Annotated in this window: 13 protein-coding genes; 7 read left to right on the top strand and 6 right to left on the bottom strand. The window is 59.3% G+C overall.

Going from position 1 to position 15,478, the window contains the following annotated elements:
* Window positions 1-160 precede the first annotated feature (160 nt).
* The 4 genes from ABQM86_RS11585 to ABQM86_RS11570 all read right to left on the bottom strand — a co-directional run bounded on the left by ABQM86_RS11585 (window position 161) and on the right by ABQM86_RS11570 (window position 6,051).
* Window positions 161-964 carry a PH domain-containing protein gene (locus ABQM86_RS11585; RefSeq protein ID WP_369744465.1) on the bottom strand — a complete coding sequence of 268 codons (804 nt, stop codon included), beginning with the start codon at window positions 962-964 and terminating at the stop codon, window positions 161-163.
* Between the two features lie 107 nt (window positions 965-1,071).
* The gene (locus ABQM86_RS11580; protein WP_369744464.1) at window positions 1,072-3,741 is read right to left on the bottom strand and encodes a UvrD-helicase domain-containing protein; all 2,670 of its coding nucleotides are present in this window, start codon (window positions 3,739-3,741) and stop codon (window positions 1,072-1,074) included.
* Between the two features lie 131 nt (window positions 3,742-3,872).
* On the bottom strand, window positions 3,873-5,321 hold the full coding sequence (locus ABQM86_RS11575; RefSeq protein ID WP_369744463.1) for a hypothetical protein: 1,449 nt from the start codon (window positions 5,319-5,321) through the stop codon (window positions 3,873-3,875).
* Window positions 5,322-5,724: 403 nt separating this feature from the next.
* Complete coding sequence (locus tag ABQM86_RS11570) at window positions 5,725-6,051, bottom strand: helix-turn-helix domain-containing protein (protein ID WP_369744462.1); 327 nt, start codon at window positions 6,049-6,051, stop codon at window positions 5,725-5,727.
* 368 nt (window positions 6,052-6,419) lie between these two features.
* On the opposite strand from ABQM86_RS11570, the gene ABQM86_RS11565 reads away from it, so the two are divergent.
* The 7 genes from ABQM86_RS11565 to holA all read left to right on the top strand — a co-directional run bounded on the left by ABQM86_RS11565 (window position 6,420) and on the right by holA (window position 14,321).
* The gene (locus ABQM86_RS11565; RefSeq protein ID WP_369744461.1) at window positions 6,420-6,650 is read left to right on the top strand and encodes a helix-turn-helix domain-containing protein; all 231 of its coding nucleotides are present in this window, start codon (window positions 6,420-6,422) and stop codon (window positions 6,648-6,650) included.
* Window positions 6,634-7,629, top strand: coding sequence for a GIY-YIG nuclease family protein (locus tag ABQM86_RS11560; RefSeq protein ID WP_369744460.1), 996 nt, complete (start codon window positions 6,634-6,636; stop codon window positions 7,627-7,629). Before ABQM86_RS11565 ends, ABQM86_RS11560 begins: the two co-directional genes overlap by 17 nt.
* 353 nt (window positions 7,630-7,982) lie before the next feature.
* Window positions 7,983-9,095 (top strand): hypothetical protein, encoded by a 1,113-nt coding sequence (locus ABQM86_RS11555; protein ID WP_369744459.1) that lies wholly within the window; start codon window positions 7,983-7,985, stop codon window positions 9,093-9,095.
* The gene (locus tag ABQM86_RS11550; protein WP_369744458.1) at window positions 9,095-10,135 is read left to right on the top strand and encodes a hypothetical protein; all 1,041 of its coding nucleotides are present in this window, start codon (window positions 9,095-9,097) and stop codon (window positions 10,133-10,135) included. Before ABQM86_RS11555 ends, ABQM86_RS11550 begins: the two co-directional genes overlap by 1 nt.
* Before the next feature lie 136 nt (window positions 10,136-10,271).
* Entirely contained in the window at window positions 10,272-12,086 is a 1,815-nt protein-coding gene (locus ABQM86_RS11545; protein ID WP_369744457.1) for an AAA family ATPase, read from the top strand.
* Between the two features lie 114 nt (window positions 12,087-12,200).
* Window positions 12,201-13,148 (top strand): ComEC/Rec2 family competence protein, encoded by a 948-nt coding sequence (locus ABQM86_RS11540; RefSeq protein WP_369744456.1) that lies wholly within the window; start codon window positions 12,201-12,203, stop codon window positions 13,146-13,148.
* 156 nt (window positions 13,149-13,304) lie between these two features.
* On the top strand, window positions 13,305-14,321 hold the full coding sequence (gene holA, locus ABQM86_RS11535) for a DNA polymerase III subunit delta (protein ID WP_280622913.1): 1,017 nt from the start codon (window positions 13,305-13,307) through the stop codon (window positions 14,319-14,321).
* 107 nt (window positions 14,322-14,428) lie between these two features.
* Here holA and rpsT read toward each other — a convergent pair whose 3' ends face one another.
* Window positions 14,429-14,689 (bottom strand): 30S ribosomal protein S20, encoded by a 261-nt coding sequence (gene rpsT, locus ABQM86_RS11530; protein WP_207593645.1) that lies wholly within the window; start codon window positions 14,687-14,689, stop codon window positions 14,429-14,431.
* 178 nt (window positions 14,690-14,867) lie between these two features.
* Window positions 14,868-15,395 carry a type II toxin-antitoxin system PemK/MazF family toxin gene (locus ABQM86_RS11525; RefSeq protein ID WP_369744455.1) on the bottom strand — a complete coding sequence of 176 codons (528 nt, stop codon included), beginning with the start codon at window positions 15,393-15,395 and terminating at the stop codon, window positions 14,868-14,870.
* Window positions 15,396-15,478: the final 83 nt, after the last annotated feature.

Genomic DNA, 15,478 nt, shown 5'->3' with positions numbered 1-15,478 from the left:
GCTCGTGGACTGATCGGGCCGCTCGCAAAGGTCCACGGATGGTAGAACTGGCAAGCAAAGTCGTCCGTTAGATAGAGCGGATTCGGCGGTAATGAACTGTTGTCGATCTGGCCGCCTGACCATGTCGGAGCTGCCGAGCATTCAATTTCTTGGCACACTCTTAGGAGGAAAGCAGGCGTTCCTTCTGGGCTTGGAACTCGGCGTCCGTCAGGATCCCCTTGGCATGCAGTTCGGCAAGGCGTTCGAGTTGCCCAATGACATCAACGGCCGGCGCGGTTGATGCTTGCTCGGGTTTGGGGGCGTTTTGAGTTGCCCGGATCGCCCGAATCAGGGAATCGCCCTGTCCATGGCCGAGTGTGGTGATAGAGGCCTTGGTTCCGGAGTGATTAATGGTCAGCGTTTCGCCGCCCAGTGCTTTCTTCAGGTCTATCGCCTGAATTGCTCCGAGGGAGAATGACGTGAGGTCTTCGGAGCCGATGCTCTTTTCCAGGAAGAGCAGTCGATGGTTCGTAGCCGCTGCGATGCCTGCTTTGTTCTCGAACCGTCCAACCCCGATGGCGTTGACAGTCTCGTTGCGATCCAAAACGTTGGCCAGGTGGGCGATTTCCTTGCGGCCGAAAATGCGAAGAGCGACCTTGCTCGCTGCTTCCTGGATTCCATGGTCATCCAGGAGTCCTTCGGGGAGCCCCTCTGAGATCTTGATGAGGTGCTTGTAGTGCTTGTTGCCCAGCCCGTCGACTCGCCATTCGATGTGAGTCTTGTCTGCCTCGGCAGTGATGGTTCCGTGAATTTTGGCGGCCCACTGGTTATTCCGGAGCGACCGTGGAACGTCAACAGCAATTTCGGTCGGAGTCAGGGAAGTGACAGCGAACTGGGCCTGCTCAACCGCCGGTGGAAGGATCGCAAGAGTCTCATTGACATTGGTGAGCAGGGTCCACTGGACGGTGCGGGAAATGGTAGCCATGCCAGAACTGTACCCAGTAGGGCGGTACTGCAATCGAACGACTCAAGCCGGGCCCGATTAATTTCCTTCTATGATATGAGAGCCCCGCAGCGGCACCGTCGCCGTCGTCATCCAGTCACCTCTGCGGGTTTCCTCGTTCCATCACACAGCGGATAGCCCGTACATCCAAAGAACTGCCCGTATGGTCCCTTGCGTTCCTTCATGGTGCGCTTCTTACACTTCGGGCAGACTGCCGGGGTAACGTCATCACCCTTGCGGGACCGGATCTTGACGCCTTGGTCCCTGACGAGCTCGATGAGGAACATTGATTCCATGCCGCTGCGGGTGAGAAGCAGCGCCGAACGCCGGGCGCGTGTCAGGGCGACGTAGAACAGGCGTCGCTCCTCAGCGTGGGGGTAGGGATCCGGTGCTGCCATGGCCAGCTGCAGGAGGGGATCGTCCTCAATGGTGTTGGGAAAACCGCGTCGCTCCAGACCGAGGACGACTATGTAGTCGGCTTCCTTGCCCTTGGAGGCGTGGACGGTGTTGAACTGAACTCTCAAGTTTGTGTACCTGGCCTCCAAGGCTGCGAGAACATCATCCCTGGACCGGGTGTAACGGCCCAGCAGCAGGACTGTGGCTGGCTCTGTGAGTTCTTTGTCAATCTCCGTCAGATGTTCCCGGACAGCTGATGCGTAGTCGCCGCGGTCCGGGACGCTGACAGCGAGAACAGTGTTGCCGGTATCCGGTGCCGATGACTGAACTTTTTTGGAGATCTGGGCAGGGTTCTTCATGACGAACTCCCCGGCAATGTCGCACAAGGACTGCGGGGAACGGAAAGTCCGGTCCAGCCAGATCGTTGAACTTGACCCGAACCAGTCATCGAAGCCGGTCATGACACCGATATCCGAGCCTGCGAACCGATTGATGGACTGCCAGTCATCGCCCACTGCGTATAAGTACGTGCCTGGGGTTTTAGTCAGTGCCCTTACCAGGGCTGCGCGTGCGGCGCTGGTGTCCTGCATTTCATCGACCATGACTACCTTGTAGGGGCTCGTCCAACGGCCCGATTCGACGTGATCGGTAGCGAGGTTCAGCATGTCTTCGAAATCAATCCGGTGAGCAGCCCGGAGCTGCCGGTCCCATTCGGTGACTACTGCGCCATACAGGCGTGTGAAGAGCTTGCTGCGCAGGTTCCTGCCGGCCCGCTCTCTCAGGACATCGGGGGAGAGGCGGTTGCCTTTGGCATGTGACATGAACGAACGCATCAGCGACACCATCGCCTGGTCGCTGATCGGAGGCTCTCCCGGAGCCTCGCGGTAGGGGTCTTCCTGGAGCTCGATTCCGTGCTGGCGGAGTTCCTGCTCAAGGTGTTCGAAGCCGGACCCGTCCCGGATAGTAGCGGAGGTCGTCTCGATCAGGCCGGTGCCGAAGCGTGAGTGGGTATCACGTCGCCACTGCATGCTTTCGGCATAACCTTCGAACTGTGGCGGTGGCGTGCCGTCGGTTCCTAGCGCCCAGTGCTCATGCCAAGTATCGATGTCCGGGTAGTAGAAATCAGGTTGGTACTGCCGGTGGTGCGCGTCCGCAACATCGTGCACGTACGGCCGCTCGTACTCGTAGCGGACGCCGTTCAAGAACAGCCAGTTGGCAATCATCACTTCTTCCTGGCTCTTCACGACCTCCCCGGCGAGGGTCTCGAAACCGGTGGTCTTGCTGCGCCGGTCCGACTTTTCGGGATCTGCTTCATCGCCGAGCTCCGGCAGGTGCCGACCGAACACGAGCCGGAACAGGTCCCAGTCCCGGCGGAAGGCAGGGTCTTGGTCGCGGAGTACATCGACGATTCTGGCAAGGCGGCCGACGCCGTTGTCCGTAGTCAGGTCATCGGGCAGCGAGGGCTTTCTGCCGGTGGCCTCGCCAACAATGCGTAATCCGAAGGCATGGAAGGTGCTTGATGCTACTCCGGCACCGTCGTCACCAAGCCGGGAGACAAGCCGTTCGGAGAGCTCTCCGGCGGCTTTCTTGTTGAAAGCTAGAGCGAGAATTTCAACAGGCTGGGCAATGCCGCGCATGATCGCATAGCCGGCACGCGCCACCATGGTCGAGGTCTTCCCTGAACCAGCTGCAGCGATGACGCGCACCCGGTTGTCGAAGCACACTGTGGCCTTGGTCTGGTCTTCGGTCAACGGTGACTTCTCCACCGTCCGGAAGAAGTCGGCCAGCCCGGTCTTCTCGCGTTCAAGGAAAGCTTCGTTCCGCTGGATGGCCCACGAAGGCAGGTCAGCATTTCGACAGGCAGTAACCGCGGCGCGCTGGTTCTCGCGGCTGTTCCAGGAAAACCCCGAAAGTCTCGGGTCATTATCTGCTGCAGTCCATGCAGAGGTGTCCGGGCGGGTGCTCTGGAGTGCTGCAATGGTGTCCTGGTCCGCCCAGCGGGGACGGTCGCTTACTTGCTGTACTTCGGAACACCAACGGCGGGCGGCTTCACCTTGCTTCTCGGCTTCCGAGAGCAGAGCAGCCAGAAGGCGCCGCTCATCTAACTCCGAGCGGTAGGCAGCCACGACTTCACTCAGCGTGCGACGGAAGAGTCCGGTGAGCACTGTGTCTTGTCGATGAGCAAGGGTGATAACGATCCGCTTCGGGGCTTCCTCTGCATGCAATCCCAGAACATCAAGCACATCGGCGTCCACCGGTACTGGTACGCCGCTTAGCTGCAGCCGGCCCTCGTGTATCGACAGCGTCCATGAGCCCGCGCCCAGGAACATTCGCGCCCACCAGCTTGGCTTCCATTCAGTCATGTTCCCCGCCCCCAATAACCTCAACAACAGACATATGTCGTCGTCTCACGGTATCAGCGGCGAAATGACCCTATGTTTTCTCGGTCCAGCCCGGGCACTGCAGAGGAACCCGCCTCGGGCACTAACTGTTTCTATAGCTGGCGGTCGTCGACGTCGGGGTTCCAGATCGCGTCTTCCTGATCCTGCATGACCTTCCGGATCTTCCAGGCGCAGGAGTTGTTCCTTTCGTCGTGCTCGTGGGTTTTCTCCGTCGGTGATCCAGTGGCGGACCGGGTTTCCCAGTCGACAAGTTCCTGGGTGATCCTGAGCTCAGTAACAGAACGAACCATTTTGTCGATGGCCAGTGTTCTGTAGACCTGGGCCGGGGTTACGTCGAAGGGGTACATCCCTTGTTCTTCGTACAGACTGCGGATGATCGTCATCTGCGTCCGGTTCGGGTAGAACTCGGAGGCGGACCTTCCGTTGGCTTGCCGCCACTGTAGGACCGCGTACGCAGCTGTGTATTCCCGGGCTTCCGGTGGCGCTTCAAGCAGCGTTGGCGTGACACTGACGTTGATGCTCTCGCTACCTGTCCCACCCGTGGCGAAAGTCGGTGAGGCGAGAATGCCGTATTCCTCAAGGCCTTCACTCAGCGACGCCGATGCCGGGTAGCTGCTGTAACGTTGAACGCTCTCTTCGAACCCTTTCAGGGCTTCGTCCCAGGGTGTGGCCTTACGGAACGGTTTATGGCCCGTAGCCGGATAAACAGCGTCGGGGTGCGGGTTTGCCGAACCCAAGGGATAGAGAGCATTACCGACCGCGGGGTCATCAACCCTGGGTTTATCGAGGTCTTCGTGACCGGCTCTGGCCTCGGCCAGCGTGAACCGTGTCGCCCCTGGCTCGTCCCCTGATGGTTCGTGGAGGGATTCGATAATGAACGCCCGCCCGTTGGGTACGTAGAAGTCCTCCTCGAAGGGGCTCAGGCCCAGGTTCCTGCAGATCTCGACCAACGTTTCGTGGGGAAAGCAGTCCAATGGCCGCGGCAACAGGTACTGTTCCGTGTTCTCGAAATCGTACGGTTCCCCGTTCTGGGTGAATTTCCAGGGCTCGGAGTTGTAGAGACTTAGAAACCTGCGCAGGCCCGTCTTTTCATAAGTAGTGAGGGTCCGGCCGCCCCAGCGTCCCCTGGCCGGTTCATCCGGCATGCGCTTGATGTTCTTTGGTTCATCCTCCACTTGAACCGTGGGAATTCCCCGGACTGACGCGAAGTGTCCGCGCAAGGGCCAAAGATGAGCAGTGTCGCGGGTGTTTTCCATGACAGCTGTCCACTCCGGGTTCGTGGTCTCCAGGAGAAGCCAGCGTTGACCGTAGCCCAGCGGCAGCAGCTTTCCCAGCAGCTCAGCCAGAGTGCCACGGTGCTCGGTGACCCCGAAACCTGCCGGCGGCTGGTGAAAACTCTCTTGAGCCCACTGCCTCCACTCAACAGTGGCTTCATCCAGAGACCGTTGCATGAAACCGATCGTGTTGGTGACCGGCGCCCATTCCCCGCCAAGCAGCAGCTTGGCTGCCAGTTTCTGGGCTGGGCTCTGACGTGGTGGCATTCGCGGGCTCCTCAGCTGGACCATGGTTGCAGGCAAATCGCAGCTGACACTGAGAGCCTGATCCCGTATAGCCTCGCACGTCCGATCCGGATCATCGAACGCGGACAAGGTGTGCTTGCATTAGTCATGACATCCGTGGCAAATCCCGCCCCAACATGAATCACCAAGAGTTGGCTAATTTTATCGATCATTTCAGGATTCACTGAGGCAAGATCCTGAAAGCTGGGAGAATGACGACCTCGAAAGCTTCCTGGAGGCGTTATCGGCTTGGACACGCGATAATGATGGCTACTTTATGAACCGCGGGGAACCTGTCCCCGATGTACCTTCGTGGCAGCTTGTCGCCCAGATGCTACTCGCCGCCAAGGTATATGAATAAGTAGATAGACCGGTATTGTGCTGTCTAAGGTCCGCTGTCACCATTCGAAACTGTAGCGAACGCCGACCTGAGGATCCTTATCTGCTCGGGTTTGAGTGGTGGAGCCTCTGCGGCCATGCGTTGGGCCCATGCTTTGAGGTCGCTGGCGTTGCTGAGCTGCCCGCGGTCCTCGGAGAGGGCTTTGTCGAGGTCGTCTGCTGTGACGTAGAGCTTTCGACCGTCTCTTACGGCGGGGAGGCGACCGGCCTTTATGTATCTGCGGATGGTGTCGACAGAGCGGTTGCTGCGGTCGGCAGCAGCCTTGAGGTCGAGCATTTGGGTGTTCTGGCTGGAGAAAATGAAGGGAAGCACGATGTGGGTGAGTCAAACCTGTGGATCGGCCCTGGTGCTTCGGGGCAGCAGCCAGGGGAGTGGTGCCGAAAACGGTGGACTCCGGCAGTGGGGCTCTCCGAAGTCTCCAGATCCACGCTATCTTGCAGCTCTATTGAGTCAAATCTTGAAACCGACCAGATCAAGGTGGAGCAGGACGGGGCCTGCCAAGCGACGCACGCTTTGCAGACCCGACTCAAGGCTGCCGGTTACGGATTGGACATAGTCTCTGTAAGTTCGGACCCGGTCACGCTGAAAGAACGCTCTACCAAGGAGACTTGCGACGGTGTCGCCACCACCGCCAGATGCCGGTTGACGGTTCAGCCCTCCTCGGCCTCTACGATGGAGCAGTGGCTGATGAACCCAAAAAGCACCGGTTCCTGACCATTGAGCAGGTCGCCGAAGAGTTGAACGTCTCCATAGCCCAGGTGCGGGCGCTCCTGAAGGCCGGCGACCTCCGTGGTATCCAGGTCGGTGGAAGGAACGTGCTCCGTATCGGAGCCAATAATGTGGACGCCTACATTGCCGAAGCGTACAAGCGCACCGCTGAACGGATCGTCGCCGGTGACCTCCCCGACTGACGGCGTGCCCACGGAACACTTCGGCGAGAAGCTTCGGGGCTCGAAGTTCGGGCACAAGATGACCCGGGACATGTACGCGTACCCGAGCCGTGCCCACAAGCAGCGGCCGAACCGCGAACTGCTGGGGGAGCAGCTGTGGAAAGACACGGCCTGGTGTTATCGGGATGAGGAACATACCCAGCATTCGGATCTGTACCTCTTGTGGCAACGCGATGGGGCACTACGAAACTTCGACCTGTCCATGGAGTACTTCAACTCCCTGGATGCCGATGAGTTTGAAACGGCGCTGCAGCATGTCCTCGACAAGGGCCGCACCTTCAAACCGGTGGAGTCCCTGGCGGCGCTGGATGGCAAAGAGGGCGCGTACATCATGATCTTCGACGAGTACAAGCAGTTCTACATCGGCCAGTCGTGGGACGTTCGGAAACGGATTAAGCAACATTGGGGTGCCCGGAAACCCTTCGATCGGCTGATCTACGGACGGAGCATGTATGAATCGATCTTCCCGGTGGACGAGCTGCGAGCCTTGGACAACACCCGGATCTATGCCGCCCGCAGCCGCAACCCCTTTGCCGTGGAAGAACGAGCAGAGGCCGCCACCGACCAACGGTTCTGTTTGAACCGGATGATGGGAGGAGAACCGACACCCATCGCCCGAATGCTGTCTGGGCTCAGCCCCCGGTCCCGTACCCATGGGGTGGCCTCGGCATCGCTGACCTACGAAGAATTCGAAGGGGAGCGGGACAAACTCGATGACGCCATAGCCTTGGAGCGGTCAGCTGCGGAGCCCGGACTGCCCAGCTTACTCGCACAGATGGACATGGACATTCATTCAGTCCAGCGCGAAGACGGCACTCAGTTCCCATGGTCCCGCCGGGACAGCATCGCCGCAGCAGCCAGGCATGGTGACCTTAGCGTGTTGGAGTACGCAGCCTTCCTCACGGCCATGGGCGAAAAGGTTGTCTGGCCGGAAGACTAAAGGTGCTTGAGGGCGCGACTAAGGCTATTCTCGGTGTCCGGTGAAACGCGTTTTCAGAACCTGCCACTGTTCGGGGGGGGTAGCCTACAGATATGGACGATGAGTTGATCGACCATCTGGTGGATGAAGCACCTGCGACTTGCTTCCGCGACTGAAGAGGCCGGGGAGCCCATGATGGCCACGGCTTCTCCCGAGGGCGGATAACTGCCTGATCACTTCCAGAAACACGGGGGAGACTCGGAACGATCGGGAGCTTGTCCTGAACTAGGTCATGAGCTTCGCCGTTATGTCGGATCCGGCGGTGAAGAATACAGTTACCTCATCAACATCCAATAGCGAAAGGCCGGTGCCCGTTGCAAAACGACTCTTCCGGCGCCGCCCGTGGACTCCTGTCCAGTGCCTTCGATCGGCGGTTGTGGGGCCATGCCCTCAAGAGCGGGGTTCCCGCTTCGTTGGTTGATGCTCACGGCATCCTTGGCTTGGAGCGCGGGGAGCAGTTGGCCTTCGAAACTGTCATGTGCGACGGCGACCCTGTCACCGAGTTATTCGGTGACGGCGGATACCCGGTGCTCTCCAACGGTGCCAGCAGCATCATCAGGATCTTCGACGACGAAGGCGATTACGTAGTCGCCAGCTGGGCGACGAATCAGCCTGGGGTTTTCCACGTCAGCGGATCCGTGCCAACGAGCGACCGCCGCTGGGGCAAAGTCAACCGCGCCATATCTGCGGCGCCTGAGGTGATGCGATGTTTCCTCAACGAGGATAAGTTCCGTGAACTTGCCCGGCGTCTGGACTCCATCGGACGCCCGGAAGTTGTCCGTATGGCGGCGTGGCGACAGTCGGACTCCTCGTCGCTGAACAGAGGGTGGCCGGCAAAGGTCGATTCTTACCGCTACACCCCGGATGACGTGTTCGACCTTGCTGCCATGGAAGGTGCCTCGGTCCGGTCGTTGACGGTGACGATAGGAACGTTCCTCCACTGCCACCTTCGTCGTACAAGTGGGGCAACCTTCTACTCCGGGCAGTTTCTGGCCTTTGCCACGAACATTCTCGACGCCTTCGCCTACTACTCGGCCGAGCGGCTCGAGCTGTTGTCGAACAGGCAACGGGTAGTGGATGAACCCCTTGGCCTGCCCTTGACGATGCATCTTCCCGAGCAAGTTTTTGAAACTGCAAGCGACACTGACCGACTGCGTAGACTTATGGAAGATGCGCCCAGCGTTTCAGTGGCAGTCCTGCACGACAACCCTTATCTTCACCTGATGATCGCCGACCACGCCGATGGGTCGACCTTCGATGTCGTGGTGACGTCCTCCGATGCCGTGGATATTTACCCCAGCTTCCGGTCGAGTGCCACCTCATTGGCCCGCCTCGTGCAGCGAATTGGTGAGCACTTCTCCGCTGAGGAAATTGCGGAGGCCGCTCCGCGTCAGCGGGTGTCCCTTGACGATTTGGTGGGCGCCTAGTGGTTCGTAGCCCCGAGAGCCTGGCGTTGCTGCGTGACGGCTACCGTCGATATGACGAGTACGTGGATGTTGTCTCCTGCTTTGAGTGGTTGTTTGACGAGACTCAGGACCTCCCCGAGACCGTCAAGCACTTTGAACGGTTCCCCAAATGCCTGGTGCCAGGCAAAGGCCGTGGTAAGTCCGCCCGAACCGTTACGCCGGATTTTCTCGTTGTGTTCGAGGACGATTCGGTACTGGTAGGTGAAATAGCATCCATCGCACGCCACGAGAATTCGGTGGACAAGCTCTGCAGCCAATTGTTGGCCTACGAAGCCATCGCTGAGGTTTCGGTGGGGGACGGCACCAAGATCAGCCCCAGCAGGATCGACGTGATGTGGCTTGTGTCGGTGGAACTGTCCAATGATGCGTGCACGCGAGTCCTGGATGACCGGTTCCACAACGCGGACCACGAGTTCAAACCTCAGAAAGCTCCCTGTATCGTCCAATACGCCAGGTTGGCAGATAAGTACACTTTTGCACGTATACCCCGGCCCGATAACGGTGTGTTCTTGAGCGGATTACCCAGTACCAATATCGGTGGGTACTTGGACAAGAACTTGAACATCAGACCCGAACGTTTCGTCCACATCAAAACGGCCAAAGGGTTTATGAATGATCCTGCGGAGCCGCTTTACCTTGCCACGTATCTATACGTCCGTGTGTGGCCGCTGATGTTCGGCCGCGGGACCGCGGAGGAACGCATCACCAGCCAAGCCGTGTCAGCCGAGCTACAGCGCACCTACAGTTACGGCCGCCATAAGGAAGTCGTGGCCGCACTGGAACTATTGGCCGACGCCGGGCTCGCCGCCAAACAATCCAACGGCACATGGACCGTCAAACGTAAGGTCTTGGGCAGCAAGGGTGATCGTGAGGTGCACACCAAGATACTTGAGCTGGTGGAAATCACTCAGCAACGCCCAGCGCCGTCCCGGCGGGCCACACGCAACCTCATGCATGCTCAGCTCAGTCTTTTTGATGACATTGACAGTAGCCCGTCATAGCCTTCGGCGACGGCGAGGTCGTGACGGGACGAGCTCTTGCCGCCTCAGGGACCGCGAAGATTCATCGCATTGAAATTTTGATCCGCCGTCGTGTCACGAGTTGTTCGCCCTGCAGAAGAACAGATACGTTCATTAGATGAACTCGCGGGCCTTTCGTCATGCAGAGCTGCTCGACAGCTATGGTCTCAAACGAGGCCGCGCGGCGATGTTGAGCGTTGCAGCTGATTCGTTGACCCTTCTGAGTGGCTCCAAGATCGCATTTGAGCGTTCAGGAGTGACTGCGATAGCCGGCGCGAACAACTGCGGCAAATCGACCCTTCTACGACAGCTGCAAATGAAGTTGACTGGCACGGGCGCATTACACGAGCCAATGCTGGTGACCGAGGTCGAGTCCGCCGTCTCCGGAACGATGCACGACCTCGTTGATTGGTTGTGTCAGAACGCCGTCTTAGTCGCGGAAGCGTCGTCATCGAGTCAGCCAGCCTTTCATTACATGGGAACGGCCATGCCCCTGGACACTCTCCGCATGTATGTAGACAACAGTCCATCCGAATTCCAACTGTCAATTGCGCCACAGTTGTTCGTTCAGCATATGACCGCAACTCAACGCGACGTCAGCGGCGCAGGCAGGAAGAACAACGTTTTAGACCCAGCAACCCACCCACTTCACCGCTTGGCCGAAGACCAGGAGCTGATGGAGGAACTGAATCGTCTTACCAAGAAGATTCTCGGTAAGACGCTGGTCTTGGATAAGGAGAACCATGTAATCCTCCTCCGAGTCAACGACAGTGGGACGACCCTTCCTCCGGCGGATGGGGACCCCATCGAATACCAGATTGAGTTGAATAAGCTGCCTCGGCTTGAAGAACAAGGCGACGGAATGCGAAGTCTTCTCGGAGTGCTGATCCCGGTGGTCACGGCGACTTATCCGGTGGTTATCGTAGATGAGCCGGAGGCTTTCCTGCACCCACCACAGTCGTTTGCACTGGGACAGGAACTTGGTCGCATCGCCGCGCAGAAGGGTGTGCAAGTCATACTCGCGACCCACGATCGGAATCTACTCGCGGGCTTGCTGAATTCTCAGTCTTCGCTTTCCGTTGTGAGGCTGGTCCGAGACGAAGGCGGCACTGTGGCTCACCAGTTGAAATCCAGCGAGCTAAAAGCAATCTGGGATGACCCCGTTTTGAAATACACGAACGTTCTGGATGGCCTGTTCCATGAATTAGTTGTTCTCGCTGAGAACGAGCGAGACTGCCGGTTCTATGAGGCGGCACTAGATGTCAGGGATCCTGAACAGCACAGCGACGAAGTTTCTGAACTGCCAGCTACCGACGTCCTTTTTGTGCCAACATCAGGTACGGGGGGCATATCAAAGATTGCGGGTGCGCTGCGTGCCCTGAAAGTCCCAGTAGTTGTCTCGCCGGACTTAGACGTTCTCGACAACGATGTGGTCCTGAAGAAGATTGTCGAGTCTCTCGGGGGCTCCTGGGATGAACTTGCTGAGGATTGGAAGTCGGTGAGCTCAGCCGTCAACGATGCCAACTACCCGCAGCTCGTCACATCGGTAAATCAACAGCTATCGGGTGTCATGGACTCAATTCTCGCTGAGGATGCTATGGCCCCTTATAACAACGAGAACCGCCGGCGGATCAAGGAAGCCTTGGGAGCTACGTTGAGGCCATGGGAGGCAGTAAAGAAGTTTGGTGTGGAAGGGCTGATGGTGACCTCAAATCTTCCGGACGCGGTGACTCGCCTTGTGTCGGGCTTGCGTGCCCGCGGAGTGGTTGTCGTTCACAAAGGGGAACTGGAGAGCTTCGGGCATAGTCTAGGTGTTCCCAAAGGCAGGGGTTGGCTGCCAGCTGCTCTCGAAAGGGGCTTGCATTCGGGGTCAGAAGTGCAGGAGCACATTACGCAACTGCTGGCGGCCGGAAACGTGAGCTTGAAGAACTAGGACCACTCGATGATGCGCGTCGGATTCTCGTCTTCGTCACCTCATAGGGCGGGGGTTTCCAGATGAAGTGGCGCAAGAATCGCCAAACAACCGCAGAAATTCCATTCATACCTGTTGCGACATTTAGCAGGAGCCAACTGCAGCCTCATTCTGGGTGGCTTCATTTTGTTGGCACGGTGCTTCCGGTTGGCGCGCCCGGCAGCAGGGGCTTTTGCTGCGTGCGGGCTGGTGGCATTCGTCACCATGGTGGGGCCGGATCCCAGCGTCCTACGGGCCGCAGTCATGGGGACAGTGGGGCTGGCTGCCCTGGCGGGTGGGCTGCGCGGACGGTCCTTGTCCTTCCTCTGCCTCGCCACAACCATCCTGCTGCTGTTGGACCCGGCCATGGCGGCCAACGTGGGGTTTCTCCTCTCGGTTCTGGCGACGTTCGGAATTGTGCTGCTGGCGGCGAGAATTGCGTCGTGGATCCCTTCCTGGGTGCCACGGTGGTTGGCTGCCGGGGTTGCCGTGCCGTTGTCTGCCCAGCTGCTGTGTGGCCCGGTGATCGTGGCACTTCAGCCACAGTTCACCACATTCGCGCTGATTGCCAACGTGGTAGCAGGCCCGTTGGTGGCTCCGGTGACGATTTTCGGCACAATTGCCGTACCTTTGGCCACACTTCTTCCCTGGCTCGCGGTGGTGCCCATCGCTGTCTCCGGGACCTGTGCTGGGTTGGTTGCGGCAGTGGCGCGGCTTTTTGCCGGCCTGCCAGGGGCTGCCCTGCCGTGGGCAGAGGGGCCGGTTGGAATAGTGGCCATGGTGCTCTCATCCTTGGTGACCGTCCTGGTTGTTTGGATGGTGCTGCGCCCTGCGCAGGTGATGGGTCACGTCATGGGACTTCATGGCGCTGTAGTGGCGCTCCTTGATCGCTTGGTGATCGTCCGGGGGCGTAGGGGCGGGCTGCCGACGGAGACGCCGCAAGGATCTGTGCGCTGGCGTTGGAGAGGGCCTTCCTGGAGACCAAGGCTGACTGGGCAGAAGCATAAAACCAACTCAGAGGTGAAGAATTGGCGACGCACCTAATCTGCAGCCCTCGGCCGCCTGCACCGAGCCGCCCCCAAGGGGCGAGAAGCGGTTGTACGCCGCCAGGGTGTCAGGCACCCCCGAACACCAAATCCCACCCCCTGCAAAACATGGCAGACTTGAATCCTGCAAAGAAACGTCCGGAAGGAACCACCTGTGGCTGCTGCCCAAAATACCCGGGCCAAGAGCGTCGCGGCGAACACCGTCAGCTGGCGGGATGCGGCACCGGCCGCCGTCGTCCTGGTCATGGGACCAGAAGAATATCTCGGTATCCGGGCCGTGGACGGCATCCGGGCCCAGGTGCGAACCACCACCCCTGATGTCGAACTGAGCAGACTCAACGCGGGCTCCTACGAGGCCGGATCCCTGGCGATGACCGTCACGCCATCCCTCTTCGGTGAGGGGAAGCTCATTGAGGTCGATGGCCTCGAGGCCATGAATGATGCTTTTCTGGCGGACGGACTGGCCTACCTCCAGCACCCGGACCAGGACGTTGTCCTGGTCTTGCGTCATGCCGGGGGCGTTCGTGGCAAGAAGCTGCTCGATGCCGTGAAGTCCGCTGGCTGGCCCGTCATTGATTGCCAACCGTTGAAGAAGGACTCTGACAAAACCGCGTTCGTCGTCTCCGAGTTCAGGGCCGGAGGGCGACGCATTGAGGGCGATGCTGTCCAGGCCCTGGTGAACGCAGTGGGCGCAAACCTTTCCGAACTTGCAGCAGCGTGCAACCAGTTGATCGCCGACGCCACTACCGCCGTGACGGCGGAGACCGTTGAACGCTACTACGGCGGCCGGGTTGAGGCGACGGCCTTCAAGGTTGCGGATGCTGCGATGGCTGGTAATGGGCCGGTGGCACTGTCCACGTTGAGGCATGCCTTGGCCACCGGGGTGGATCCGGTTCCCTTGGTTGCGGCACTGGCGGCCAAGCTGCGGACGCTGGCCAAAGTTGCAGGGGCCAATGGTTCTCCAGCCACCATCGCCAGGAATCTGGGAATGCAGCCGTGGCTTGTTGAGCAGGCGCAGCGGGATGTCCGGCGATGGACTCCCGAGGGCCTGATCCGTTCCATCCAGGTCATCGCAGAAGCGGACGCGCAGGTGAAGGGTGAGTCGCGGGACCCTGTCTACGCAGTGGAGCACGCGGTGACTGTAATTGCCATGTCGGCCAGCCGACGTTGATGCCAGTCAGCGGCGGCATCGCCGCCACTGATACAGCCGCTTAAACCCAAAGGCCGGCACCCAACGGGTGCCGGCCTTTTGATCAGCTCAGTCGAACTGGAAAAACCTTAGAGTGCGTTGACCTTCTTGGAGATCGCAGACTTGCGGTTTGCAGCGTTGTTCTTGTGAATAACGCCCTTGCTGACAGCCTTGTCCAGCTTGCGGCTGGCAGCAGCAAGTGCAGTTCCAGCAGCATCCTTGTCAGCAGACTCAACGGCGGTGTTGACGGCGCGGATGGCCGTCTTCAGCTCGGACTTGACTGCGTTGTTGCGCAGGCGAGCCTTCTCGTTGGTGAGGATGCGCTTCTTCTGGGACTTGATATTAGCCACGTATGAACTCTCTTTTTAATGCGGAAATGGTCTAGAGGGTTTTCAGGTTGGCCATCGACTGAGCGGCGTGGGGATGCCTATGGCAGCCAACCATGTATGGCCGTCGACCTGCACGGACACACAGCTATAAAGGATAGCAGAAAGTCCGGGCTCTTCGGGAACTGGGCCCCCGGTCCGGCTATTGCCGTTCTTGGAGGGCCCGTGCGACCTCCCGGAATTGCGGTTTTCCCAAAACGGCGCCTTCGCGCCGGATCGCACCAGGATCGAGGCGGATAATGCGCCCAACGTTGATTTCGCTGGGCCTGCCCTGCCGATCCCAAGGGCCGGTTCCTATATCAACATAGTCGTCCGCGCGTGCGCCATTGTCGTGGTCCTTGGAGGTCAGCATAAGACCTAACAGCCATTCGCGATCCCGGCCCACCAGGAGTACGGGCCGGTCCTTGCCTTGTGTGTGGTCCTCTTCGTAGGGAACCCAACTCCAGACAATCTCGCCGGGATCCGGCTGACCATCTGGCTTGGGGGAGTAGCTGACCTTGAGGGAACCGCGAAAATCGCCCGGGTAAGAACCTGGCTGGCGTACGACGTTGGACTGCCGGGTTTGTGTCCTGCGGGCAGCTGCCGGTGTGGCTGCTTTAGTGCTGTTGCCACCGAGGGCTTTGAATGATCGCAGGATGAGTTTGCCCAGAGGGCGCAAGTCGAAAGCCATGTGACAACGCTACAGCTGCGTGGAGCTGACACCTGGGCAGGCAATGTACGGCGAAGCGCAGGTTCATGGGAGACTAGAGGATC

The organism is Paenarthrobacter sp. AMU7 (assembly GCF_041200195.1).
Lineage (GTDB): Bacteria > Actinomycetota > Actinomycetes > Actinomycetales > Micrococcaceae > Arthrobacter.
Note: the sequence above shows the minus strand (reverse complement) of the source record. Positions and strands in the feature narration are given on the sequence as shown.

Coding starts and splice junctions, on each gene's coding strand:
- ABQM86_RS11585 (WP_369744465.1), bottom strand. CDS start 964: ATGGCTACCATTTCCCGCACCGTCCAGTGGACCCTGCTCACCAATGTC.
- ABQM86_RS11545 (WP_369744457.1), top strand. CDS start 10,272: ATGAACTCGCGGGCCTTTCGTCATGCAGAGCTGCTCGACAGCTATGGT.
- ABQM86_RS11525 (WP_369744455.1), bottom strand. CDS start 15,395: ATGGCTTTCGACTTGCGCCCTCTGGGCAAACTCATCCTGCGATCATTC.
- ABQM86_RS11575 (WP_369744463.1), bottom strand. CDS start 5,321: ATGCCACCACGTCAGAGCCCAGCCCAGAAACTGGCAGCCAAGCTGCTG.
- ABQM86_RS11580 (WP_369744464.1), bottom strand. CDS start 3,741: ATGACTGAATGGAAGCCAAGCTGGTGGGCGCGAATGTTCCTGGGCGCG.